Annotated in this window: 18 protein-coding genes; 3 read left to right on the top strand and 15 right to left on the bottom strand. The window is 61.4% G+C overall.

The genetic code is table 11. The annotated features are described in order from the left end of the window. Positions 1–11: 11 nt before the first annotated feature. From R3E82_20540 to R3E82_20570, 7 genes are read right to left on the bottom strand one after another with little or no spacing between them, the layout of a single operon-like run. Entirely contained in the window at positions 12–911 is a 900-nt protein-coding gene (locus R3E82_20540) for an alpha/beta hydrolase (GenBank protein MEZ5553281.1), read from the bottom strand. Between the two features lie 58 nt (positions 912–969). Then, positions 970–3105, bottom strand: coding sequence for a M3 family metallopeptidase (locus tag R3E82_20545; GenBank protein ID MEZ5553282.1), 2136 nt, complete (start codon positions 3103–3105; stop codon positions 970–972). A 49-nt stretch (positions 3106–3154) separates the two neighbouring features. Further along, positions 3155–3796, bottom strand: a complete 642-nt coding sequence (locus R3E82_20550) for a hypothetical protein (protein ID MEZ5553283.1) — start codon at positions 3794–3796, stop codon at positions 3155–3157. 56 nt (positions 3797–3852) lie between these two features. Continuing rightward, positions 3853–4644 carry an SDR family oxidoreductase gene (locus tag R3E82_20555; protein ID MEZ5553284.1) on the bottom strand — a complete coding sequence of 264 codons (792 nt, stop codon included), beginning with the start codon at positions 4642–4644 and terminating at the stop codon, positions 3853–3855. Next, a complete protein-coding gene (locus tag R3E82_20560; protein ID MEZ5553285.1) occupies positions 4634–5302 on the bottom strand; it encodes an iron-containing redox enzyme family protein in 669 nt (222 codons plus the stop codon). Before R3E82_20560 ends, R3E82_20555 begins: the two co-directional genes overlap by 11 nt. After that, entirely contained in the window at positions 5299–6762 is a 1464-nt protein-coding gene (locus R3E82_20565; GenBank protein MEZ5553286.1) for an AMP-binding protein, read from the bottom strand. The genes R3E82_20560 and R3E82_20565 overlap by 4 nt, the downstream gene beginning before the upstream one ends. Beyond that, on the bottom strand, positions 6759–7397 hold the full coding sequence (locus R3E82_20570) for a thermostable hemolysin (protein ID MEZ5553287.1): 639 nt from the start codon (positions 7395–7397) through the stop codon (positions 6759–6761). The genes R3E82_20565 and R3E82_20570 overlap by 4 nt, the downstream gene beginning before the upstream one ends. Positions 7398–7575: 178 nt before the next feature. Between R3E82_20570 and R3E82_20575 the strand changes: the two genes are divergently transcribed. From R3E82_20575 to R3E82_20585, 3 genes are all read left to right on the top strand, one after another. Next, on the top strand, positions 7576–8196 hold the full coding sequence (locus R3E82_20575) for an RNA polymerase sigma factor (GenBank protein MEZ5553288.1): 621 nt from the start codon (positions 7576–7578) through the stop codon (positions 8194–8196). Then, complete coding sequence (locus R3E82_20580; GenBank protein MEZ5553289.1) at positions 8193–9134, top strand: FecR family protein; 942 nt, start codon at positions 8193–8195, stop codon at positions 9132–9134. The genes R3E82_20575 and R3E82_20580 overlap by 4 nt, the downstream gene beginning before the upstream one ends. Positions 9135–9254: 120 nt before the next feature. Further along, a complete protein-coding gene (locus R3E82_20585; GenBank protein MEZ5553290.1) occupies positions 9255–11552 on the top strand; it encodes a TonB-dependent receptor in 2298 nt (765 codons plus the stop codon). Between the two features lie 88 nt (positions 11553–11640). On the opposite strand, the gene R3E82_20590 is transcribed toward R3E82_20585, so the two are convergent. The 8 genes from R3E82_20590 to R3E82_20625 form a co-directional block, all read right to left on the bottom strand. Beyond that, positions 11641–12051: a YbaN family protein gene (locus tag R3E82_20590; protein MEZ5553291.1), complete on the bottom strand. Its 411-nt coding sequence runs from the start codon at positions 12049–12051 to the stop codon at positions 11641–11643. Positions 12052–12070: 19 nt separating this feature from the next. Further along, the gene (locus tag R3E82_20595) at positions 12071–13117 is read right to left on the bottom strand and encodes an efflux RND transporter periplasmic adaptor subunit (GenBank protein MEZ5553292.1); all 1047 of its coding nucleotides are present in this window, start codon (positions 13115–13117) and stop codon (positions 12071–12073) included. After that, a complete protein-coding gene (locus tag R3E82_20600) occupies positions 13104–16481 on the bottom strand; it encodes an efflux RND transporter permease subunit (protein MEZ5553293.1) in 3378 nt (1125 codons plus the stop codon). The genes R3E82_20595 and R3E82_20600 overlap by 14 nt, the downstream gene beginning before the upstream one ends. 135 nt (positions 16482–16616) lie before the next feature. Further along, the gene (locus tag R3E82_20605) at positions 16617–19709 is read right to left on the bottom strand and encodes an efflux RND transporter permease subunit (protein ID MEZ5553294.1); all 3093 of its coding nucleotides are present in this window, start codon (positions 19707–19709) and stop codon (positions 16617–16619) included. Then, entirely contained in the window at positions 19706–20818 is a 1113-nt protein-coding gene (locus R3E82_20610) for an efflux RND transporter periplasmic adaptor subunit (protein MEZ5553295.1), read from the bottom strand. Before R3E82_20610 ends, R3E82_20605 begins: the two co-directional genes overlap by 4 nt. Before the next feature lie 223 nt (positions 20819–21041). Beyond that, a complete protein-coding gene (locus tag R3E82_20615; GenBank protein MEZ5553296.1) occupies positions 21042–21593 on the bottom strand; it encodes a MarR family transcriptional regulator in 552 nt (183 codons plus the stop codon). Continuing rightward, positions 21593–23323, bottom strand: coding sequence for a DUF3604 domain-containing protein (locus R3E82_20620; GenBank protein MEZ5553297.1), 1731 nt, complete (start codon positions 23321–23323; stop codon positions 21593–21595). Before R3E82_20620 ends, R3E82_20615 begins: the two co-directional genes overlap by 1 nt. Beyond that, the gene (locus tag R3E82_20625; GenBank protein MEZ5553298.1) at positions 23320–23613 is read right to left on the bottom strand and encodes a hypothetical protein; all 294 of its coding nucleotides are present in this window, start codon (positions 23611–23613) and stop codon (positions 23320–23322) included. The genes R3E82_20620 and R3E82_20625 overlap by 4 nt, the downstream gene beginning before the upstream one ends. Positions 23614–23776 lie beyond the last annotated feature (163 nt).

The raw sequence follows: 23776 nt of genomic DNA on the forward strand, positions 1-23776 counted from the left end.
CCTCGGCGCCCTCAGACATTGCCCCGGTTGGGGCGGGAATGCCGCCACTCGGCGAGCAGCGTGCGCAGCGCACTCACGAAGGCCAGCGGCTGATCCAGAAACAGATGATGCTGGGCTTCCGGAATTCCGACAAAGGGTACGGACTTATCCAGCACGTTGAACATGAAATCTGCGATGTCCTGATTGAACAGATAGCTGTCTTCGCCGTAGATCACCCCGACCCGGCACTCCAGCCGGGCAAGATCCTCGTGCATCTGGGTATCGAATTCGAATTTCTGAAACATGCCGTCGTCGAACTTCCAGGTCCAGCCACCCTCCACCTGCATCAGCGAGTGCCGGCCAATGAAGTCGAGAATGAACTGGTTGTGGCAATCCTGGGGGGGCATCAGGCGAAAACGCGCGTGGGCCTCCTCGAAAGTGGGATAGATGCGCTTCGGTTTGATAGGTGAGCGGCGTGGATCCCTTTCCCATTTGAAATCCGGCGGCCGCACCGCGGAATCCACCAGGACAATGCCGGTCAGCCGGTCGTTGTAGAGCAGACCGGTCTTGAGGGTGATATAGCCGCCGAAGCTGTGACCGACCACGATGGTGTCTGCACCGAAGCCGGCATCTGCGGCCACGCTGACAACCTCCTTCGCAAACTGCTCGGGTTTGTAGCGATCGCGCCGGCCGCTGTCCCCCGCTCCCGAGAGATCGATGGCCGCTACCCGGTACTCCTCAAGAAAGAAGGGAGCGAGAAACGTCCACCAGTGGGCGTGCGCGCCGTTGCCGTGCACAAACATCAGACCCGGCTTGCTGCTCTGTTCACCCCACAGCAGGTAGTGCACGGCCACATCATCCACCTCGACAGTGCGATCGCTGTAGGGTGTTTCAATCGCACGGGTGAACCACCCGGGAACATAGGTTGTCACTTCAGATCTCCAGACTTTAGAAATTCGATTGTCGCGCGAGGGAGGGCGTCAGGCCTTCTCAGGCCGCTTTCGTTTTCAGGCCCTGATCGATGAGCAGCGCGTCGGCCGTCGCATCCCGACCCCGGAATCGCCGGTAAACTTCAGCTGCAGGAAGACTGCCCCCCAGTCCGAGGACCGTCTCCCGGAACTTTGCCGCCACGCGCCGCAGGGCGACCTCATCATCCAGCCCGGCTTCCCGGAACGCGGCGAAGGCATCGGCCGCGAGCACTTCGGCCCATTTATAGGAGTAGTAACCGGCCGCATAGCCACCTGCAAACAGGTGACCGAACGCGGGCAGCTGGGATTCGTCTTTCAGCACGGGTATCACCAGTGTTTTTTCAGCGATCGCCTGCTCAATCTCGAAGGGGGTCTGCGGATCATTGCTGCCCGGCAGGCCGAAACCCTGGTGCAGCGCCAGATCCACTTTGCCGAAATGCAGTTGTCTCAGCGTCCCGCTGCCGATCATGAAATTTCTGCTCTCCAGCACCCTGTCGATGGTGGCATCGTCCAGCCGTTCACCACTGTCGACGTGGGCGGTCAGTTCACGCAGAAAGGGCTTGTGCTCCATCCAGTATTCGTTGAACTGACTGGCAAGCTCCACCGCATCCCACTCGACCAGGTTCATGCCGGACGCACCACCTTCTTCAATGTCGGTAAACATGTGCTGTGTGGCATGACCGAACTCATGGAACAGGGTGCGCACCTCCTCCATCGACATGAGAGCAGGCTTCCCGGCGGCCGGTGGCCGGCTGTTCATGACAAACAATGCCACGGGGAGAGAAGAACCCTGTTCTCCCTCCGCAAGCAGCCGACTGCGGCCCACGACCTTGTTCATCCAGGCCCCGCCCTGCTTTTCACCCGGGCGCGCGCAGGGATCCATGTAGAAGCCGGCGATTACGCGACCCGAACGCAGCACTTCGTAAAACGACACACTTTCATCCCAGACCGGCACGGAACCGGCAGCCACCTCCCGGATCTCCACGTCGTAGAGTTTCTGCATCAGAGCAAACAGTCCATCCAGCACCCGGGGCAGCTGGAAATAGGACCGCAGCGCCTCCGAATCGTAGTCGTAGCGCTGCTTACGCAGCCGCTCCGTCCAGAACGGGATGTCCCAGGGCGCAGGCGCAGCGGCCGCGCCCTGTTCTTTCATGAAGGTTTTGAGCACCTCGTACTCTTCTTCCGCTGCCGGACGCGCCGCCTGCTCCAGATCCGCGAGCAGTCCCCACACCGCGTCTACCGAGGGGGCCATCTTGGCATCTACCGACAGTTCCGCGTAGTTGTCGAAGCCCACCAGACGCGCGGACTCCTGACGCAGGCGCAGGATTTCCTCGAGCACCGGTCGATTGTCCAGTTCGGCATGCGTGCCCCGTTCCCGGAAGGCTCTATAGAAGGACTCGCGCAGCGCACCATCCTCAGCATGCTGCAGTATCGACATGTAGTTCACACCATTGACCACAAAGTGCCACGGGCCGTCCTTCTCGCTGGCATCCTTGACGCCGTCTGCCACGGCGGTGCGAACAGCCAGCGCCAGGATCGGCTCCGGTACTCCGGCAAGCTGCGCGCGTTGTGCGACCCGGATGCGGTTGGTTTTCTCTTCCTTCACCAGGTTGGTCTGAAATCTGTTGCTCAGCTCGGCAAGACGCTGGGCAATTTCCTGGTAACGGCTTTTCGCATCGCCTTCCAGGTGCACGCCCGATCGCTCCATACCGCGGATGGATTCCCCGAGGATGCGTGTCCGGGCTGTGGTGAGTGCGGTGGACGCCGAGTCCCGAAGTGCGACCATGGCCTCGTAGATCGGACGGCTCTGGCTCATCCGATTACCCAGCTCCACCGCCCGGGGGCGCACATTGTCGTAGGCAGCCTGGAGTTCGTCCGAGTACTTCACCGAAAGCAGATGGGTGACCGTGCCGAGCAGGTAGCCGATGCGCAGGTCCATCCGCTCCTGGGGATCCATCAGGGTTGCCCAGTCCGCACCCGGGGCCGATTCGAGGGCGGAAAATGCAGCTTCCACCTGATCAAGCAGCACATTGGCGGCAGCCTCCACCTTCGACGCTTCGAACCGTTCCCAGACGGGCAGGCGGGCGATGGCGCCGAGACGCCGGGTCTCTTCCAGGCCGCTCAACAGCTCTTCAGGGGTTGCGCTCTTTCCGCTCACGCCAGGCTCCGACACAGTGGGAGCGCGTATTGTACACGCGGCGGTCTGCTCAGAGCTTCTGCGTCACCTGCTCCAGCAGCCGCTGGATTTCCTGGCGACGTCCGGAATCCGCCAGCTCGCGGCCCGCTCTCCCGGGCGCGACGAGTGCCCGCCGCAGATGCGTAACCGAGGCAGCATAGTCGCCTTCTTCGAAGAGAAACTCGCCCATGAAGTAGTTGGGATCAATTCCGTCGGGGTTGATAGACAGCGCGCGCTGCAGAAACTCCCGGGCCTTTTTGTCATTGCCGAAACCCACAGGCCAGCCGGGCACCTTGTAGTACAGCGTGCCGAGACTCGTATAGGCGGATCCATCCAGGGCTGTCTCATCGAGCTCCAGCGATTTCTCGAGCGCAGCTCTTGCCCGTTTTGCAGCACCGAGCGCACCGAGTCCACCGGCCTCCCCGGCATAGGAAGACAGGATGATGCCCTGCCAGATCAGCAGACCGGCATCTTCAGGATGTTCATCGCTCAGCCGCCGGGCTGCTTCACCCAGCGCTTCCAGCGCTGCGGCCCGGCTCTTCGCATCGGTTTCATAGGTAATGTGCGCCCACTCGGACTGCAGATCAGCCACGGTTTCGACAGCAGCCTGACCCGGTACCGCCAGAACCATGAGAGCGCCCATCATCAGCAATCGGACTGCTTTTTCGATCATCGTCTTCACATCTCCTGTCTCAATGTCGTTCTATTCCCGTTGTTTATCAGATCCTCTCAGGCAAAACGTTTTACCACCGCCAGCTTCCCCGCGATGGCACCATCCACAACCCCCGGCAGCAGCGCATTAATCCTGCAGAAGAACCGCTCCGGCCAGCCGAAGTTACCTCGCAGCCGCCCTTCGGCCATGGCATCGGCAATCCACTTCGCGACTTCGGCGGGCTCGTCCACCGAGTTACCGAGCATTTCGTTCATCTGCACAGCGGCGGCATCGTTCATCGTGGTGCGTGTCGTCCGCGGACCCAGGTACTGGACGGTTACCGACGTGTCGGCGAGTTCGCGCCGCAATGCCTCACTGAACCCGCGCAGCCCGAACTTGCTCGCGCAGTACGCTGTGTAGCCGGGATGACCGATCTCGCCCAGCACCGAGCCGACATTGACGATCGACGCCACCTGCTGAGCCAGGAGGTGCGGCAGCAGCAGACGGGTCAGCTGCATGGGGGCGACCAGATTGGTTTCGATCAGTTCCGCAATGTCGTCGCTGGTCTGTCGCTCGAGCATGCCGAATGCATTAGCCCCGGACAGGTTGACCAGGACAGTCGCCCCGGCCGCTGACGCCGTCGCAGCAAGTTCGGCGCGCACCTTTTCATCCCGCAGATCTCCAGCTACCGCGGCTGCGACACTGCCAGCCGGGAGTCCGGTGCGCAGATCAGACAGCGCATTCCCGCGCCGGCCGGATATCACGAGCTTCGCACCGCGGCCGGTCAGCTCACGAGCCAGTTCACGACCGATGCCGCCGGCAGCACCCGTCAGCACACAGACCTGTGAGTCGAAGCTGTCAGGCGGCACACCGGCTCTCCAGCCGCGGAACGGAGCGGATAACATCTCCATAGAGCCTGAATACGCGTCTGGCGACATGGATTACCGCAGCCAGATCCTGCGGATCTTCCAGCTGGTTGATCAGCTGCTGGAAGAAAACCACATGTTCCTTATCCAGCTCACCGTGGCTCCGCAGATAGCTGAACGCAGCATCGGGTAAACCCAGCGTGTCCTGTATCAGCCGGGCGGCGAGCGTCGCGATACTGGTGCTGGTGCCTTCAAGTACATGCACCATGCCGAAAAAGCCGACAGGATTGTGCCGTTCGATGTAGTCATAGACGTAACTCACCAGCAGTTCCGCTTCGATGCCCGGTTCCGTCTTCTGCACGGTGCGGATATCGGCGCCACAGGCGTCCAGGTCGTTGAGAATCCAGCGTTCGTGGCCCTGTTCTTCGTTGATATATTCCACCAGCGCTGGTCGCAACCATTCGAGACGCCGGGGCAGCCGTGCTGCACAGGCCATCATCAGCGGTACGGTGTGTCGCACATGCTGGTAGGCGTTCTCGAGAAACCGATGGTAGGCAGGCAGGTCGAATGCGCCATCGACCAGATCCTGCATGATCGGGGCAGCCAGAAGCGTCTGCTGCTCGAGCGTCGTGCTCTCCACCAGCAAGTCAAAATTTGTCATGAGAACTCCTCGATACCACTGAACAGGGCTTCCAGCTCGTGCTGATAGCCGGCGAGTACTTCGACTCGACGTGGTCGTCCGTTTTCGGTCAGGCATCCGCGCTCACGGAACACTTCCGCATTCACCAGTTTCCAGGCGGCAATCTGCGCATAGTCCGGCAGTCGCGCGTTGCATCTGTCGACGGCGGCTGTCACTGACGCTTCGTCCGCCCCTGCCCGGCCCAGCAGCAGTGCCACATTCACCGGTCGGCCATCTCCAAATACAACCGCGGTACCTATGGGGAGTTCCGCAGTCAGCTCCCCTTCTATCCATTCCGGGTTGATGTTGCGTCCGAAGGCGCTGATGTAGTGATTGCTGGCCCGGCCATGCACGTGGACAAAGCCATCCGCATCGATATGTCCGAGATCGCCGGTATCCACACAACCCGGGGCCTGCACACAGTCTCCCGTGTAGCCGCGCAACACCGGCTTCCTGATATGGATTCGCCCTCCGATCTCCGTAATCTGCGCATGGGGCAGGGGTCGCCCCACACTGCCGGGTCGGTCTGCACCCGGGAGATTCAGAGTAACAACCGATCCGCATTCGGTAAGGCCATAACCTTCATAAGCGGGAATACCAGCCCGACGCGCCCGTTCGAGCAGGCTGACCGATACTTTACCGCCACCCACCGCAACAAACCGGTAGCTGGTGGGTATCTGCATACCGAGCTCTGCTGCCGCTGTCAGTGCCAGCAGCAGCTGTGGTACCAGGATCAGACTTTCCGGTCTGACACGGTTCTGGGCCGCCACGAAGCCAGCCAGATCAATGCCGCTGCTACCCTGCAGACCAAGGGCCGCGAGGGGCAGCAGGGTCGTGATGCCGCCATTGAGCAGATTCGCATAGACACCGGCGACGTTTTCCAGCAGCAGCGACAGCGGCAGCACGCTCATGTGATGCTGCACACGAACAGGTTCCAGCGCTTCTGCTATGCCTTGCGCAGTGGCGACCAGTGTATCTGCAGACAGACACACGCCCTTCGGAGTGCCCGTGGTGCCCGAGGTGTAGGTCAGTTTTGCGGTCTCTGCCGGTAGCGGTACTGGCGATGCGTTTTCAATTCGATACAGACCATCTTCTCCACTGCGCGGCAGAGCGGCTGTCAGTCCCAGGCCCTCCGGAGGCGCGTCATCAGTAACCAGGAGGTCAGCACCACTGTTTACGAGAGCATGTTCTACCTGGCGCTGCGAGAAAAACTGGGGAATCGGGACCGCAACCCGGTCCGTCATCAGCAGAGCGAGATCCAGCGCCGGCCAGCGGGGTGAGTTGTCGAGCCGGAAGGCAACGCGCCGGGCGTCCAGTTCATCCAGTGTGCGGGTCCAGTCGAAAATCTGAGACTGCAGTTCGGCGAACGTGATCACACCCTGCTCATCCATCAGCGCAGGGCGGCCCGCGTAACGGGTGAAGGCGTTTTCGAGCAGAGTCATCGCGAAGGCCTGCTGTCGAGCGCATTGTCGATGCGACCGGCAAGCACCATGGGGTTGTGATCGTAGTAGGTGCCCCAGCGGTCGCGGTCGTCCGGGGCCAGCTTTTGCCGGTCTGCTGCGGCGAGCACCAGCGGGGAAAACCCCCGCCTCTGGAAAAAGCGGGTAAGACAACCGGTGGCCGTGCATACCAGGTAGCGGAATTTCATCTCTGCCAGAACCTGCGCCAGCAGTGGGATCAAGGCCAGAAGTACCTTCGGATGCCTGACACTCAGATGACTGAGTTCCACCACTTCGTCGACCCCGGGCGGACTATCGGAGACCGGAGACAGGCTGTCGAGCAGCTCCCGATCCAGATAGCAGGCACTGAACAGCCCGTCATCGAGGCGACGCAGTCCCCAGGCAGCGACCACCGCACCCGAAGCCGCTCTGCAGAGCATCAGAATCGGCACGTCATCCACGATACTGGCACCGAAATGCAGCCGGAACTGCTCCTGGATATATCCCAGGGCTTCCGCACGGGTGGCGGGCGCAGCCGCAAGGATCACCGTCAACCCGCCGGCAGCCGCCAGAGTTGCATCTGCCTGCGGCAGAACGCCAGGTTCCTGGACATACCGGGCCAGAGCATTGTCTGACATACCGACACACCTCTATGCTGTGTTTCTGTTCAGACCTAGAGCAGGCGCCACCGGAAAACCAATCGCCGGCCGGAAACGATTGATTGCGCCGGGACCGGGTATCCAAGAGTGATGAGAGCGGGCAATGCGCTGTCGGAACAGGGAAAAGTGCAGACTGAACGACACATGATGGCCAGAAGTGATCAATAAGGAAGACAGGGCGCTGGCACGACTCGTTGCGAAAGGCAGCGAGGCCGCTTTCCGCCAGTTTTTCGACATCTATTATCCGCGCCTCTACCGCTTCTGCATACGCCGGCTCGACGAGAACGCCGCGGAAGACGTCGCGCAGATGGTAATCACCCAGGCGATCCGCAAAATCTCAACTTATCGGGGTGAGGCAAGTCTGTTCACCTGGATCTGCCAGATCGCACGCAACCAGATCACGCGTACTTACAAAAATAATGCAAGACACAGTCATGTAGTCGCGATTGAAGATAACGAGTACATCCGCGCCGAGGTCGAATCACTGGAGATGGATCCACTTCTGACGCCGGAAGGTGCCAATCAGCAGCGGCAGCGGCAACAGCTGGTTCAGCTCATACTCGATCATCTGCCGGCACAGTACGGCAACGTTCTGGAGTTGAAATACATCGAAGGGCTGAGCGTTCAGGAAATCGCCGAACGACTCGAAACAACCGCCATCGCCGTGCAGTCCATGCTCGCGCGGGCACGTACGGCCTTTCAGGAACAGTATCGGGTGCTCGCCGACGAAATGCAGGGTATGGCATCGATGCTGAATCTCGGGGGAGAACCACAATGACAGATCCGGACAGAGCGATGGATGCGCTGTTCGCGGGCCTCAAGGCACGCCAGCAGCCGCCTGACGCCGCACAGCACCGCGCCTACGAAGCAGCCAGGGCGGCCTTCCTCGAGGAGCAGGACCGACATGGATCGCGCCTGCGCAACCTCCGCGCACTTGCCGCTGTCCTCACAGTGACAGTGCTGGCTGCTGTGCTCGTGTTGCGCCAGCCGGAATCCTTCAGTCTCGATGTGGTGGATGCCGCAAGGCTTGAAATGAACGGTGCAGTCCTGCAGCCGGGTGAGCGGATCGCAATCACCGCCGGTGACACAATGGCTGCGGCGGTACCCGCACGATTGGTCTTAGGGCAGTCAACCGACCTGCGCCTCGCCGGGCACACCGCTCTGCGCTGGGTGAGCGAATCAAGCTTCGAACTTACCCGGGGCAGGGTTTTCGTGGACACCGGCGATCATGACAACATGACCGTGATCACAGCCCGCGGTGCGGTAAGGGACATCGGTACCCGATTCCTGGTCGCGCTCGACGACGATCAGCTGGAAGTTGCCGTTCGCGCCGGCAAGACGATCATCGATTCGGATCTGGGCAGCTATCAGGCAGGCGCGGACGGACTGCAGGGTGATGTCGTGACCCTCACCGCCGATCGGGTCATCAGCCGTGCGGAGCCCGTCAACGCTCCACGCTGGGACTGGATTCACTCTGTGCCGCGAGGCTATGAGGAAACCGCGGTTGCTGTCGTGCTCGAACAGATCGCCCGGGATCTGGGTGTGCAACTGGAGTATGCGGATCCGGGGGTCAAAGCCTGGGTGATGAACCTGCGTCTGCATGGCGATCAGGTTTCCAACATGTCGCCTCTGGAAGCACTGGAGGTGGTGGCATCCACTTCGGATCTCCTGGTCCACACCGGCAACGGCCAGAGTCTCACCATCGCCCTCCCCTGAACCGGGGGCCGCGTGTGAAGCTGCCCGATGCAGGAACAGACTCAAGCGGCCACCCTGCAGAGACACAGTCTGAGAAAGTCCCTATAGTCGGGCCACCCTGATCGAAACTCTCCGGTTCTGATGCGGCTGATCCTTCACTCGCTGTGCACTCTGCTGTTGTCCTGCATGCTGCTCCACGCAGGTCTGGCGACAGCCGCCACGACCGACGCTTCGATCGAACCGGGGGAGCGCCTGGCGGACGCCCTCGAGAAGTACCGCGTGGCGGGATTCAGACTGGTCTGGTCGAGCGGGCTGATCAACGACCGGCAGCGGGTATTCGAGCAGCCCGCGCCGGGCCTGTCGGTCGAAGCGCAGTTGAATGCACTGCTCGAACCCCACGCCCTGCGGATCCGCCAGACCGCAGATGGCAGCGAAGTCTGGTATGTGGTGCGGCTCGACGCCTCAGTTCCAGAAGACGCCGGGGATCTGCTCCAACCGCAGGAACCGGTGGAAACCACCATCGAAGAGATTCTGGTGATCTCTCCCCGCCACCGGCTCGTTCGCGGCACCGCCACCACCCGCACGCTGGACATCAGCGAGATCCAGGGCATTCCAGCGATCGGCCGGGATCTGCTGCGGGTGGTAAACACCCTGCCTGGACAGGCGGACAACGGCTTTTCGGTCCGTCAGCGGATCCGCGGCGGCGATCAGGACGAAGTGCTCTACCTGCTGGATGGTGCCCGGGTCATCGAGCCCTTTCACCTGAAAGATTTTCTCGGGCCCTTCAGCGCTCTGAACACCAACGTCATCGATACCGTGGATGTCTATCGGTCCGGGTTTCCGGCCAGTTACGGCAACCGATCGAGTGCCGTGATGGAGTTCGGTGTGGCTGAGACCAGTGCGGCTTTCAGCGGAATGGTTGACGCCAATCTGCTCAACCTTGCGGCGCACATGCAGGGCGCCACAGATAACTGGCAGTGGCTCGCATCCGCGCGCCGCGGCAACCTCGACACCATGCTGAAGCTTTTCGACACGGACTACGGCGAGCCTTCTTTCGACGACCAGATGCTCAGGCTCAGCCGGGACTCCGATCACGGCAGGATGATTTTCGGGTTACTCAACGTTTCCGACGAAGCCTCGGTCAACAACCCGAGCATCGGCGAGTCCGGGTCATCGAGCCATCGGAATACCCTGGGCTGGCTCAGCTGGCAGCGCGAATTTTCCAGGCGCCGGGAACTCAACCTGCATGCCGATTTCAGCCGGGTGGACAGCTCCAGAGGCGGCACCCTCGACAACCCGGCCGACGCAGTCGGAAGTCTCGTTGAGGATCGGGATTTCGACGTCTACCGCTTCGGCAGCAGCTGGAGACAGCAGCTCGCCAGCGGACTCACTCTCCTCAGCGGCTTCGAGTACGAACACCAGCGGGGGACTTTCTCCTCCCGCTTGTTCACCACCTACGGCCCCCTCGGGGAACCCATACAACCCACCGCACAACTCTCACGCGCATTCGACGCAAGCAGAGACGGCGAGATGGCTGCAGTTTACGTCACCGCTCAGACGCAGATCGGCAAAAATCTGGAGATTGAATTCGGGCTGCGCTACGACAATCAGGATATGGATCCGATTCATGACAATCGGTTGAGCCCGCGGTTACAGATCAATTATGCACTGCGGGACGACATCACTCTTTTCGCCAATGCGGGTCGCTATGTGCAGCATCAGAACCTCTATGAGCTGCAGATCGATGACGGTCTGCTCGAACTGCAATCGCCCCAGGCAGCGGATCAGTACAGCGCAGGTTTCCGGTTTACACCGCACAGCCGGCTGCAGTTGCAACTGGAGGTTTACCACAAGTCCATAGACAACCCGCAGACTCGCTTCGACAATCTCTACAACCGCTACGTTCTGCTCCCTGAGCTGCACTCCGACCGCGTACAGATCGTTCCGGAAAGCGCACGGGCTTCAGGAGTGGAGATCTCTGCATCCGGCATCCTGTTCCAGGATTTCTTCTGGCGCGCAGCCTATGTCTACTCCGATGTCGAGGAAAAGCTGCGCGACGACTGGCGGCCGCGTCCCTGGGATCAGCATCAGGCAGTGTCACTGGGTTTCGACTGGCAGCCGGGCCAATGGCGCTTCGGCCTGCACAGTACCTGGCATACCGGCTGGGCAACAACGCCGCTGATTACAGAACCCCTGCCACCAGTCTCATTCTATGACAGCAGCAGATTGAAGGACTTCGCCTCCATCGATGTCTCTATCGCCCGTATCTGGCAAATGCAATCCAGCCGGCTGGAGCTTTATCTGGACATATCCAATGTCTCGAACCGTTCCAATGTCGGAGGTTTCAACTACGAACTCGACGAAGATGGCGACTGGCAACGCGACGTTCAGGATCTTCTGCCGCTGGTTCCGGTACTGGGTCTGCGCTGGGAATGGTGAAACCCTGCACCTGCAGTTTCTGCCCGACTTCTGGCCCGTGACAGTCACTGACATTCCGACAGTACTGCACTCCGTCGGTTACAGCCCACTACGGGGTCGGCCGGCTGATCAGAAAGGCAGCAACTCCGATAAACAGAACTCCGGTGATCGAAGACACCACTAAAGATCCCAGCTGCACATACATGATCACCCAGCTCAGTGACATGAATACGCACGCAATCCATTTCGCTCCTGTGGACACTGCCCGCTTTGTTTCCCAGGCGATGAGCGGAGCGCCGAGGCGCGGATGCGCATACAGCCAGCCGTGCAGACGCGGTGAGCCCCGGGCGGCTGCCCAGGCAGCCAGCAGCAGAAACGGTGTCGTGGGCAGCACCGGCAGGAAGGCGCCGACGATGCCGAGTACCAGACTCACATAGGCGACGATCTGATAGAGCAGCCGCCAGCGGGTCACAGGCGCGACAGGGTCCATCGTATCTTCAGCCTGCATCTGTTCAGTCATTCAGGTGCGCATCGGAAATTCAGCTTTCGGGCACTATGATCACAGAACCGGGTTCGATCCCTGAGATCACTTCTACCCACTCTGCGTCCGGTTCGCCGAGACGGACAAATCGGCGCTGCACACCTTCCGCACCGGCCAGATAGAGGAAATCGAGCTGGCCCGAGTGCTGCACCGCAGCCCGGGGTACCCGGAGCACGCTGCGGCTGCCGACAGGAATCATCAGCCGCGCGAACATGCCAGGGTAGAGATTCTCCTGGCTCGGCAGCAGGGCCTTGATCAGGAACGTGCGGGAGCCCGGATCTGCGCTCGGCACTACCTCTTCAACTACAGCGGGCACCTCGGCGCTCAGCGCATCGACTTTTGCCCGGATCTGCTGACCCTGTACGACTTTGGCGATAAGCGACTCCCGTAACACAGCCTCAACCCGCAACCGTCCGGGATTGAACAGTCGCAGCAGCGACTGCCCCGGCACCGCCATATCACCCGGTTCCGCATAGCGGTCCACGACCGTGCCACCCATAGGCGCCACCACCCGGGTGTAACCGAGCTGTGCCTGGGCTTCCGCTACCGCACGTCGTGCACCTTCCAGCTGTGCAGCGGCTACCCGATACGCTGTCATGGCACGGTCGTAATCCGCCCGGGAGAGATTGCCGCTCTCGACCAGTTGCAGTGCCCGGTCTCTGTTCAGGGTCGCGTCTTCGAAACTGGCCTGCGCACTCGCGGCAACCTGCTGACGCTGCTCGAGCACGGATTTCTGGGACTTGTCATCAAACTCGACCAGCACATCGCCCGGTGCCACCTTGTCTCCCGCGCGGACCCGGATGGCGGTGATGGTGGCAAGAATCCGGGAACCGACCAGCGTTTCATCGGTAGCACTGATGGTGCCGGGTATCGGCTCGACACTTTCCACCTGCTCCGGGGTGATCGTCAGTCTGGCACCGGCAACACTCAGGCCCGCCGGATCCTTCGAACTCACCTTGTCGTGGTACCAGCCGGCAAAATACCCCATGAGGAGTACGAGCCCGCCGACTGCAACCACGGCCAGCGCGAGACTACGCCACTTCATCGGAACCTCCCTCGGATTCTGCATACACGAGTTTGTAGACCAGCGGCACCACGAGCAGCGTGAACACCGTCGAAGCCGCGATACCGAAAATGATGGCCCAGGCGAGGCCGGCAAAAATGGGATCGAGGGTGATCACAAGATTACCCAGCAATGTCGTCCCCGCGGTAAGCAGCACGGGGCGTGCACGCAGTCGCCCCGCCTCCAGCAGTGCGTCATCGAGTCCCATCCCGGCACTTCGCGCCTGCTGCACGAACTCCACCAGGATGAGGGAATTGCGCACCACGATTCCGGCGAGCGCAATCATCCCGATCATCGCCGTAGCTGTGAAGAGCACGGGATCCGCACTGCTGCCCGACCCGGTAGTCGAGAACAGGTTGAGCAGCCAGAACCCGGGCATGATACCGATCACAGTCAGTGGAATGGCCAGCATGATAATGAACGTCAGCGCTGTCAGGCCGGTCTGGGCGCGGATCACCACAAACAACCCGAGCAGCGCGACGCCGAATGCAATGCCGAGGTCCCGGAACACTCTCAAGGTGATGTTCCACTCGCCTTCGCCGCCCCATGCCACCTTCACATCCGCCGGCAGCTGCCAGGGCAGACCGCCACCGGAACTGAAGTAGGTGCGGCCTGCCAGCGGACGACCTTCCTCCACCAGCGTCCGGGTGTCTGCTGTTGATCCTCTGTCTGCAGGCCCTTCACCTGCTGTCGCTGCGCCATCACCCGCCCCTCGGAGATCCGCATCCAGATCGTAAACCACGTCTGCCGGTACCCGGCCCGCCACTTCGGCAAACGCGTAGCTCACCGGCCGCAGATCCTTATGAAAAATCGGCTGTTCCACTGAGCGGTCTTCGAACCGACCCAGCTCGGCCAGGGACACCAGCGGGGTAGGCGCATCGGTCACCGAACCACGCTCGCGGACCTTCGCAATACCCGGCTGCCCTTTGATGAACAGCTGACCGATTCTGTCCCGGTCCGCATAGGGCACAGTGAGACGGATCGGCAGCGGAGACGCCTCGTCCGGCACCGCGGCATAAGCCGCCACAGTGCCGGCGCCGGCGCCCGGAACTGTACCAATCACGGCGAATGCCTGGCCAATCACATCGGCGCCGATACCGGACAGAGCCGCCTTCTCCTGATCCGGTACAAATACCCTGCGCGCACTCTGTGCTCTGGCACTCACATCCACATCCACCACACCCGGCTCTCTGGCGAGTCGGTTCGCGGTAATGCGGGCCGCATCGATCAGATCGGCATAGGGGGTAGTGGGACTGCCGTAGTGTTCGGCAACCACAGAGGCGATCACGGGTGGTCCGGGCGGCACTTCCACGACCTTCACATCAATTCCAGCATCCGCCGAGATGGCCGCGATAGCCGGGCGCAGCCGCAGAATCAGCGCATGGGACTGGTCCGGACGCTGCAGTTTGTCGGCGAGCACCACGTGCAGTTCACCCTGATGGGACTCTCCCCGCAGATAATAGCGGCGCACCAGGCCGTTGAAGTCCATCGGCGCATGAGTGCCCACGTAGGCGTTGACCGCCTCAACTTCCGGGACTGTCACCAGATAGTCCGCCAGCCGACGGGCAAACCCATCCGTTGTCTCCAGCGTCGTCCCTTCCGCTGCGTCGATCACCAGCTGGAATTCGTTTCTGTTGTCGTAGGGCAGCAGCTTCAAGGGTACAACCCGGAGCAGTGGCAGCAGCAGGCTGGCGACAAACAGCCCACCGAGCGCGATGAGAAAGTACCTTCCCGCGCCGGGTCGAGACAGCAGCGTATCGAGCAGACGCACATACAGCGAAGGGCGCTGCGGATTGCCCGGCGGTGTTCCGGAAGGCTCTGCCGGTGACCCGGCGGGCGGTGCCGGCCGGAGGATGCGCTTACCGAGCCAGGGCGTGACAAGAAAGGCCACCAGTGTACTGACGATCACGGCGACCGGTACGTTGAATGCCATTGGAGACATGTAGGGCCCCATCATGCCGGTGATGAAGCTCATGGGGGCAAAGACGATGACGACGGCTATCGTCGACATGATCAGCGGTGTACGGATCTCCTGCATCGCACCGATCACCCGGTCGTCAAGCGTGCCCGTATCGGCAAGATGACGCTCGATGTTGTCCACACCGGTGATGGGATCATCCACCAGCAGACCCAGTGCCAGTATCAGCGCGAACAGGGTGACCCGGTTGATCGTATAACCTGCGGCATAATCGAGAATCAGCGTGAAGCCATAGCAGATCGGCACGGCGAGTGCGACAACCAGCGCCGCCCGCCAGCCCAGGGTGAGACCGATGAGCACCACAACCACGACCACCGCAACAGCCAGACTGCCGATCAGATCACTGATCTTCTGATCCGCAGTGGCGCCATAGTTGCGGGTCACCGCCACCTCAACACCGCTGGGAAATATCTCGGCCTCAAGGCTGTGCAGCTGGCTGATCAGCGCATCGGCGACCGTCACGGCGTTTGCTCCCCGCCGCTTGGCAATGGAGACATTGACCGCGGGAAGGGCCATCGCTCGACTGTCTCCGGCAAAGCGGATCCAGGTGTAGGTCGATGGCTCCGCGGGGGCATCGACCACCGTGGCAATATCTCCGAGTCTGACCGGCACGCCGTCCACCACATTGACTACCAGCGCATTCAGGTCCCGGGCACTGCGGATCCGGGCATCCACTTCGAGCTCTGTGCGGCGGTTATCTGCGTCGATCGACCCTGCAAGCTGGCGGACGCTGGATCTGCCGATCGCATGCAATACATCGTCTATCGCAGTAACCCGGCCCGCCATCGCCAGCGGTTCGAGCAGTACCCGGAACTCCCGCGGTCGGCCGCCGATCACCTCGATACGATTGGTGTCGGGCACGGCCTGCAGCATGACGGCAACTTCTTCCGCGAGCCGGCGCAGTTCAAAGTCGCCAACCGCCGGATCATCCGCCCACAGTGTGGCGGTGAGAATGGGCACATCGTCCACTTCCACCGGTTTCACAACCCAGCCGGTGACACCGGCCGGAATCTGCTGCTGTTCCGAATAGACCTTGGTATAGAGCTTCAGCAGTGAGTCCTCGCGGTCCTCGCCAACGAAGAATCGGACGCTCACCACCGCCCGGCCGCTGCTCGAAGTGGAATAGACATGTTCCACACCGTCGATCTGGGCCAGCAGCTTTTCCAGCGGAGTAGTCACCAGTCGCTCGACCTGGCGGGCATCCAGGCCAGGGGCATCGATGAGCACGTCCGCGCTGGGCACCACGATCTGGGGCTCTTCTTCCCTGGGTGTGAGCACCAGCGCAGCCAGGCCCAGGCCGAAAGCCAGCAACAGCAGCAGCACGGGTACAGTCCCTTCCAGGGACAGCCTCAACAGGCGATCGAACACAGCAGGTGCTCCCTTGGAAATCAGCAGTAAGACCGGTTGCGGCCGCTGAGGGAATTCAGCGAGCTGCGCAGATCCGGATCAGGTGACATCGGCCACAGAGCCTACCCAGTGCGCAGGGGGATTTCACATAGGGAATCACCGCAGCATCATTCCGGCTTCCGGCGCTGCTTCCGGAGCCGCCTCCTGCAGCCTTGCCAGATGCGGTGGTTTGCGAACCAGATACGTATAGACCGTCGGTACGACCAGCAGGGTGAAAAAGGTGCCGAAGGTCATGCCACCGACGATCACCCAGCCGATGTCCTGGCGTGACTCCGCACCGGCACCCGAGGCGAATGCCAGCGGGACCGCACCCAGCACCATGGCGCCGGTGGTCATCAGAATGGGACGCAAACGCAGCACACTGGCTTTCCGCACCGCCTCGAACAGCTCCTCACCCTGTGCGCGCAGCTGATTGCTGAATTCCACGATGAGGATGCCGTGTTTGGTGATCAGGCCAACCAGTGTGATGAGGCCGATCTGCGAATAAATGTTGAGAGTGGCACCGGTCAGAGTCAGCGCCAGCAGAGCGCCGGCGATCGCCAGCGGCACACTGAACATGATCACCAGTGGAGAGACAAAGCTTTCGAACTGGGCTGCCAGTACCAGGTAGATGAAAGCCAGCGCCAGAAAGAAGGTCAGGAAGATCTTCGACGAGGAATCCCTGAATTCCCGTGATACGCCTTCGTAGTCCACCTGGGTCGTGGGGCCCATGACGTCGCGGGCGATACTTTCAAGTCGATCGAGCGCCTGACCCATCGAGTAACCGGGCCCGATACTCGCGATGATCTTCGCCGAGCGCAGCTTGTTGAAGTGATTGAGCTCCCGGGGTGCCACCGTCTCCCTGACATTGACGAGATTCGACAGCTGGATCATCTCACCACCCGCGCCACGCACATAGATTCTGGTGAGATCCGCCGGATCCCGACGATCCACATCAGCGACCTGCAGTTTGACATCGTACTGCTCGGCGTTGCGCTTGAAGCGGGTCACCTCCCGACCGCCGAGCATGGTCTCCAGCGTGCGGCCGATTTCCACCACACTGACCCCGACCGCTGCGACTTTATCCCGGTGCACCTCGACCTTGAGTTCCGGTTTGTTGAGCTTCAGGTCCGTGTCCACGTTTACCAGAGCGGGCTCGTCTTCCAGCCGGGCCAGTATTTCCTCGATCTGCTCATCGAGGCGTTCATAGGAGTCAGTGGTCATGACAACGAACTGCACGGCCTGCGCACCATTGCCGCTCGAACCCATCGAAGGGGGGGTTGCGGTGAAAGCACGGATGCCCGGAATCGCCAGCATCTTCGGCAGCATCTCTGCGGCCACTTCCTGGGCAGAACGCTGGCGATCGTCCCAGTGCGCCAGCGACACGTAGGACATCATGTTCGACACCGTCGGCCAGCCCATGATCATCATGTAGGTCATGACCTCGGGGGTAGCCTCGTAGATCTTATCCATCGCCAGAGTGTAGGAATTCAGGTACTCAAGTGTCGCACCTTCCGGAGCAACGGCGAATGCCATCACCGTGCCGCGATCTTCGACAGGTGCCAGTTCCGAGTTGAGCCCCCGATAGAGCACCACACAGACGCCACCGATGAGTACCATGAGCGCGAGCACCACCGGTCGCATCGACAGGCTCAGCGCCAGGGAACGGCTGTACAGACCTGTCAGACCATTCAGTACGCGCTCACCGAAATTGAATGCTTCACCATGGGTTTTCTCATGCCGCAGCATGCGTGATGCCATGGTGACCGACAGCGTCAGTGCAACGAAACCAGAGACTACGACCGCACCTGCCAGTGTCAGCGCGAATTCAGTGAACAGCGTACCCGTCTTGCCTTCGGTGAAGGCAATGGGGGCAAATACCGCTGCGAGCGTGAAGGTCATGGCGATGATCGCGAAGCCGATCTGCCTGGAACCGACAATGGCCGCCTGCGCCGCCGGCATACCCTGCTCGATGTAACGGTAAATGTTCTCCAGCATGACGATGGCATCATCCACCACCAGTCCGATGGCGAGCACGAAGGCCAGCAGGGTGATGGTGTTAATCGAGAATCCCAGCCCCCACATGATCGCCAGAGCACCGATCAGGGCGACGGGAATCGTTACCAGTGGAACCAGCGTTGCCCGCCAGTTGCGCAGAAACAGAAAGATCACCAGCACCACCAGCGCGATGGCCTCGAATATGGTGATGAACACCCGTTTGATGGACTCATCGATGTAACCGGCCGAGTCATAGCCGACGTTGACGACCATACCTTCAGGAAGCACGCCTTTGAGCGCTTCGAGCTCGCGCATTACACCGCGGGAAACATCCAGTGGATTCGCCGTCGACTGCTTCACCATGCCCAGCCCGACAGCTGTGGCACCGCTCGATCGCGACATGCGTCGCACGTCTTCGGGTCCGATTTCAATGTTCGCGACGTCGCCGAGCCGGATGAGATAACCGTCCGCGTCGCGCAGAATGATGCGGCTGAATTCTTCCGGCGTCGTCAGATCGGTTTCGGACAGCACGGTGAATTCCCGATCGATGCTCTCGATCCGACCCGACGGGACTTCCACATTCTGTTCACGCAGTGCGCGTTCCACGTCAGCCGGTGTCAGCGAATAGGCGGCCAGCCGGGCACGATCCAGCCAGACGCGCATCGAGTACCGGCGTGACCCGAAGATCTGCACCTGGGCAACACCCGGCAGGATCTGCAACCGGTCCTTGACGATCCGATCCGCATAGTCGGTGATTTCCATCTCATCGTGACGGTCCGAGGTGAGCGCCATGTACATCATCGGCCGCGCGTCTGCTTCCGTCTTCTCGACGATCGGGTCTTCCACTTCCCTCGGCAGCAGTGAGCGCGCCCGCGACACCCGATCACGCACGTCGTTGGTGGCACCGTCAGGATCCCGTTCGCTGGTAAAGCGCACGGTGATCTGGCTCATCTCCGCCCGACTGATCGAGCTGAGATAGTCGATGCCTTCAATACCCGAGATGGCGTCTTCCAGCGGAGTGGTGACCTGGCTTTCGATGATTTCCGCGTTGGCGCCCTGATAGAGGGTCTGTACCGAAATTACCGGCTCATCGATATTTGGCAGCTCCCGGATGGTCAGCCGGTCCCAGGCGATGAGGCCCAGCAGCACGATGATCAGACTGCTCACCGTGGCGAGTACGGGCCTGCGGATGCTGAGGTCGGAAAGAATCATCTGCCCGCCTCATTTCCGGTATCAGGAATTGCGGCGGCCTGTGCTTCGTCCTCCGGGACCACGCGTACCTCCACCCCATCCCGCAGCTTCAGCTGACCGGCGGTGATCACCCTGGCATCCCGCGACAGACCGCTGCGCACCTCCACCCGGGAGCCCGCACGCTTGCCCAGCACAACCTCCGCCAGTACCGCGCGGTTGCCGTCGAGTCGATACACGAAATGCTGCTCGCCACGCGGCACGATGGCGTCCTCCGGCACGAGGATGGCCTCGGCAGCGGCATCAACGACGAGATTCACACGGGAAAACAGGCCCGGCCGCAGACGTTCCTCCGAGTTCGGCAGGGCTGCCCGGATCACCACGGCCCGACCGCCGACATCGACCTGGGGCTCGATGGCATACACCGACCCGTTGAATGTCTCTCCAGGAAAAGCATCCACCCGCACAGCGATGTCCTGCCCCACCTCGACCTGTGCCAGGTACACCTCGCCCACCCGGAAATCCACTTTCAATGGATTGATCTGTACCAGGCTCACCAGATCGTCGCCTGCCGCAACGTAGTCACCAACGCTGACGAAGCGCAGGCCCACGATACCGGCGAACGGCGCGACGATGCGGGTCTTGTCACGCCGTGCCCTGGCCAGCTGCAGTGCGGCCTCGGCAGCCTGCATGTGCGCGAGCGTACGATCGCGCTCTTCGATCGGCGCTGCCCGTTTCTCCACCAGTTTCGCGGCCCGCTCATAGGCGAGCTCGGCGATCCGCAGATCCGCCTGCTTTTCCTGGTACTCGGCCTGATACACCGAGTCATCCAGGGAAATCAGTGCCGCACCCCGGTCTACCGGCTGGCCTTCGTTGAAATGGATGCCGACGACTCTCCCGGCGATTTCCGGCCGCAGGGTGATCGCCTCGTTGGCGCGCAGGGTGCCGACGGCCTCGACACTGCGCACCACCGAGCCCAGCGCTACGGGCGCCGCTTCCACAGTGGGCGGTGGCATCTTCCAGCCCGCCCCGGGTTTCCCGGCCGCAGGCGTGTCTTCACCAGCAAGGACGTACCACACCAGCGCTGCGCCGCCGAGGACGAGCAGAAGGAAGGCACTGATCCACTGTTTCATGGTCCGCCGGGGGCTGAGGATGGCCGCTCAGTATATCCCTCCCCCCTATTTCTCCGAATTCACGTTCAGAAACGATTGAATCGGGGCCCGAAGCCGGCCCAACCCCGGGTGTCATGAAAGTGTCACAGGTGCAGAAAGGAGGGGGGAATCATCAGCTTCATCGACTACTCAACCGTCGGTCACAATGATCACAGATCCGGGCTCGATCCCGGAGATCATTCGTTCAGTCCCCAGTGTTGCGGTTGCGCGACTTCCCGCGTCTGCTGGATACCTGAGTTTCCGCAGCCGACAGCAGCTCTTCGTCACTGCCGATCAGCGGCCCCCAGTCCGCACCCAGGATCTTGTGGAAGGCCAGCATTTCTTCATCGCCCGCACCACTGCGGGATTTCACGACCTCCTCCAGAGACTCGAGGATGCCCAGCGCTTCCCGGCGGATCTCCGAGGCACCGCTGCTCCACTGATACTTCGAACGTCGCGGATCCGCCGGGTGCAGCGACTGTTCGATGAGTCCCAGCTCGATCAGGCTTCGCGCCATCTGATGCACGTTCTGCCGGGTCAGCCCCATTTCCCGTGCGATGTCGGCGGGGGAATCGATGCCGCAGGCGATGTGCAGGAGAATCAGTGACTGGGTGCGGTGCACGGGCGTGTAGCCGCGGGATCTCAGGATGTTCTGCAGGCTGTTGTCCATCCAGTTGATCCCGCGCGCGAGTCCGGCAATCAGATGTCTGTCAATTTCCCGCAGCGGGCGGGCGGGACCTTCATCCGTTGCAGCCATCAGGGCAGATACCAGATGGGCGATGTCCAGGCGCGCTCCCGGATCGCGCGGCGGGCTTCGGGAAAATCATCGCACCGGTCCGCGGCGATACAGCGTGCGGCCGTCCAGCGGGGTGTCGGCGCCTCCTGGACCCGCGCGTACCAGAACGCCGGTGCCGTCGGGTCGAAGTCGGCATCACGCCAGGTCCCGCATACGTCCAGACCGCCGTCATCCGCCTGCCAGACGGGTACGACCTCTTCGATGAGCTCTCCGCCGCGAAGCTCACCTTTGATGAGTTCGATGCGCTGCAGAGGTATCCGGTCGTACTGTGCTTCGATCAGAAAATACGCGGCGCCGATCCCGCCGGCCAGTTTACCGCCCATCGGTACCATGTCTCCGGTTGCGCCATTGTCGCAACTCAGTGGATTGGGCGAAGCCGAAATACGGACCTTGATTCGCGGGCCACTGGTAGCGAAAACCTCGCGACGCTGCAATGCCGCGAAAACGCTGGACCGGGTGTTTTCTTCCGCCCAGACACCAACCATTCCGCCGGGATTCCAGGTCTGTCGGGCCATGGTGCGTTCAATGTCACCAATTCCGAACACCGAACCCAGCCACTGGTCCTCCTCGACAAAGCCCCCTGCGGCAGCGTGATTGTCAGTGGAACCGATGATGCCCAGCTGCAGCGGGTTCACGCCGGACTCGGCATAACTGTAAAGGCCGCGCAGCAACAGCCGGCGCACATAACTGCCGCGCATCCGCTCCCATTCCGCCTCACTGAACTCTGCGGCAGGAGTAGGCCTGGAGCTGCGGTTGAGGATAACCTCGAAACCGCAGTCCTCGTCGGTTGTGCCGAATACAGGCAGACACTCGCTGTTACCCTTTTCCTGGTGGATTTCAATGAGTCTTTCGAAGCGGGCCCGCAGCGCCAGAGCATCCGCCGGTTCGGTTTCCACATCGAAGCTCTTGCCGTCTCCCATATTGGTGTTGTGCGGAATCACCACCACGTCGCAGCCGTCTTCGGCGCGACACTGGCGGTCCAGTTCGCGCCACATCCGTTCCGGAGTGGGGAACCGGAGATAGTCGATGGCTTCCCGGGATACCTGCTCGCTGCCGAATATCACGTTGCGGTGGGTGTGGCTGAAATCCGGGGTGGCTGACCATTCATAGGCCGCAAACGAAGTGAATGTGCAGGGGGCATTGGCATCGTGTGCCTGCCTCTGGATGCGTTGCCACTGATGCATCGAGCCGTTCGCACAGAGCGCAGGATCGCCCTGGCACAGGGAGGTCTGCCGGGGGTCTGCCTTGGTGATCGTCGGCACCACGTATTCGGCGAATACCTCGGTGCCGGTTGCGGCCGTATTCCTGGTTGTAAGCACTGTGCAGTAGGGATCCTCCTTCCAGAGCGGATCGGTGCATGCGTACATCAGATCGAACCACTCCGCGTGATCCGTGACCGCCATGAAATCGAGCGGGCGATCGAGTTTCACGGTGTGGCCGCCGGGTAGCTCAATCGGTGCACCCCTGGCGAATGCGTAGGCTTCCCGGGGCGTCGCAACAGTGCCGTAACCCCAGGCATCGAGGGAAAATCCGGTATGAACGTGCAGATCGCCCCAGTAGACGTGCTTTACCCCGGCTTCGAAGTAATCGCAGTGGGAATCCTGCGCAGCAAAAGCCGGACCTGCCAGAACTGCGCAGAGGAGGAGACCACAATGAGCCGCTATCCTGAACCCGCTGAATCGGACAATCACCGGGATGCACCTGCCGGGGATTGCCCGGGCTCGAACCGCGCGAGACCGCGCACCCGCCGCCGCACGTTCCAGCCGAACAGCGCAGCACAGACAGGGGCAACGGCTGTCGACGACCAGGAGAACATCGATGTGCCGCCACCCCACCAGTAACGCAGCAGTTCATAGGCCGGGTAGATGACGAAGAGGACAGATCCGCCAAGCGCCATCGACGTGTAATCTATCTTTGCATCACTGACTTCGAATGCGGCCGCGTGTTCCACGCTCGCCGGCGGCAACAGGTCGCTTTTCATCCTTTACCTCTTCAGAAGGGTTTGACCACCGCCAGATAAATCACATAGGGAATGGTCACAAGCACCACCATGCTTCATCGAATACCATCCTTGCGCCGGTGTCCAGCCACCTGCCAGCATCTGCAGCGGACCGGTGTTCAGCAGCATGGGAAACGCCAGGTGT

The organism is Pseudomonadales bacterium, from assembly GCA_041395945.1.
In the GTDB taxonomy this organism is placed as follows: Bacteria; Pseudomonadota; Gammaproteobacteria; order Pseudomonadales; family Azotimanducaceae; genus SZUA-309.

Excerpts from the sequence above, each read along its gene's own strand:
- R3E82_20565 (MEZ5553286.1), bottom strand. The coding sequence starts at position 6,762 with ATGACTCTGCTCGAAAACGCCTTCACCCGTTACGCGGGCCGCCCTGCG.
- R3E82_20590 (MEZ5553291.1), bottom strand. The coding sequence starts at position 12,051 with ATGACTGAACAGATGCAGGCTGAAGATACGATGGACCCTGTCGCGCCT.
- R3E82_20610 (MEZ5553295.1), bottom strand. The coding sequence starts at position 20,818 with ATGAAACAGTGGATCAGTGCCTTCCTTCTGCTCGTCCTCGGCGGCGCA.
- R3E82_20550 (MEZ5553283.1), bottom strand. The coding sequence starts at position 3,796 with ATGATCGAAAAAGCAGTCCGATTGCTGATGATGGGCGCTCTCATGGTT.
- R3E82_20625 (MEZ5553298.1), bottom strand. The coding sequence starts at position 23,613 with ATGAAAAGCGACCTGTTGCCGCCGGCGAGCGTGGAACACGCGGCCGCA.
- R3E82_20585 (MEZ5553290.1), top strand. The coding sequence starts at position 9,255 with ATGCGGCTGATCCTTCACTCGCTGTGCACTCTGCTGTTGTCCTGCATG.
- R3E82_20595 (MEZ5553292.1), bottom strand. The coding sequence starts at position 13,117 with ATGAAGTGGCGTAGTCTCGCGCTGGCCGTGGTTGCAGTCGGCGGGCTC.
- R3E82_20560 (MEZ5553285.1), bottom strand. The coding sequence starts at position 5,302 with ATGACAAATTTTGACTTGCTGGTGGAGAGCACGACGCTCGAGCAGCAG.
- R3E82_20605 (MEZ5553294.1), bottom strand. The coding sequence starts at position 19,709 with ATGATTCTTTCCGACCTCAGCATCCGCAGGCCCGTACTCGCCACGGTG.
- R3E82_20615 (MEZ5553296.1), bottom strand. The coding sequence starts at position 21,593 with ATGGCTGCAACGGATGAAGGTCCCGCCCGCCCGCTGCGGGAAATTGAC.
- R3E82_20580 (MEZ5553289.1), top strand. The coding sequence starts at position 8,193 with ATGACAGATCCGGACAGAGCGATGGATGCGCTGTTCGCGGGCCTCAAG.
- R3E82_20570 (MEZ5553287.1), bottom strand. The coding sequence starts at position 7,397 with ATGTCAGACAATGCTCTGGCCCGGTATGTCCAGGAACCTGGCGTTCTG.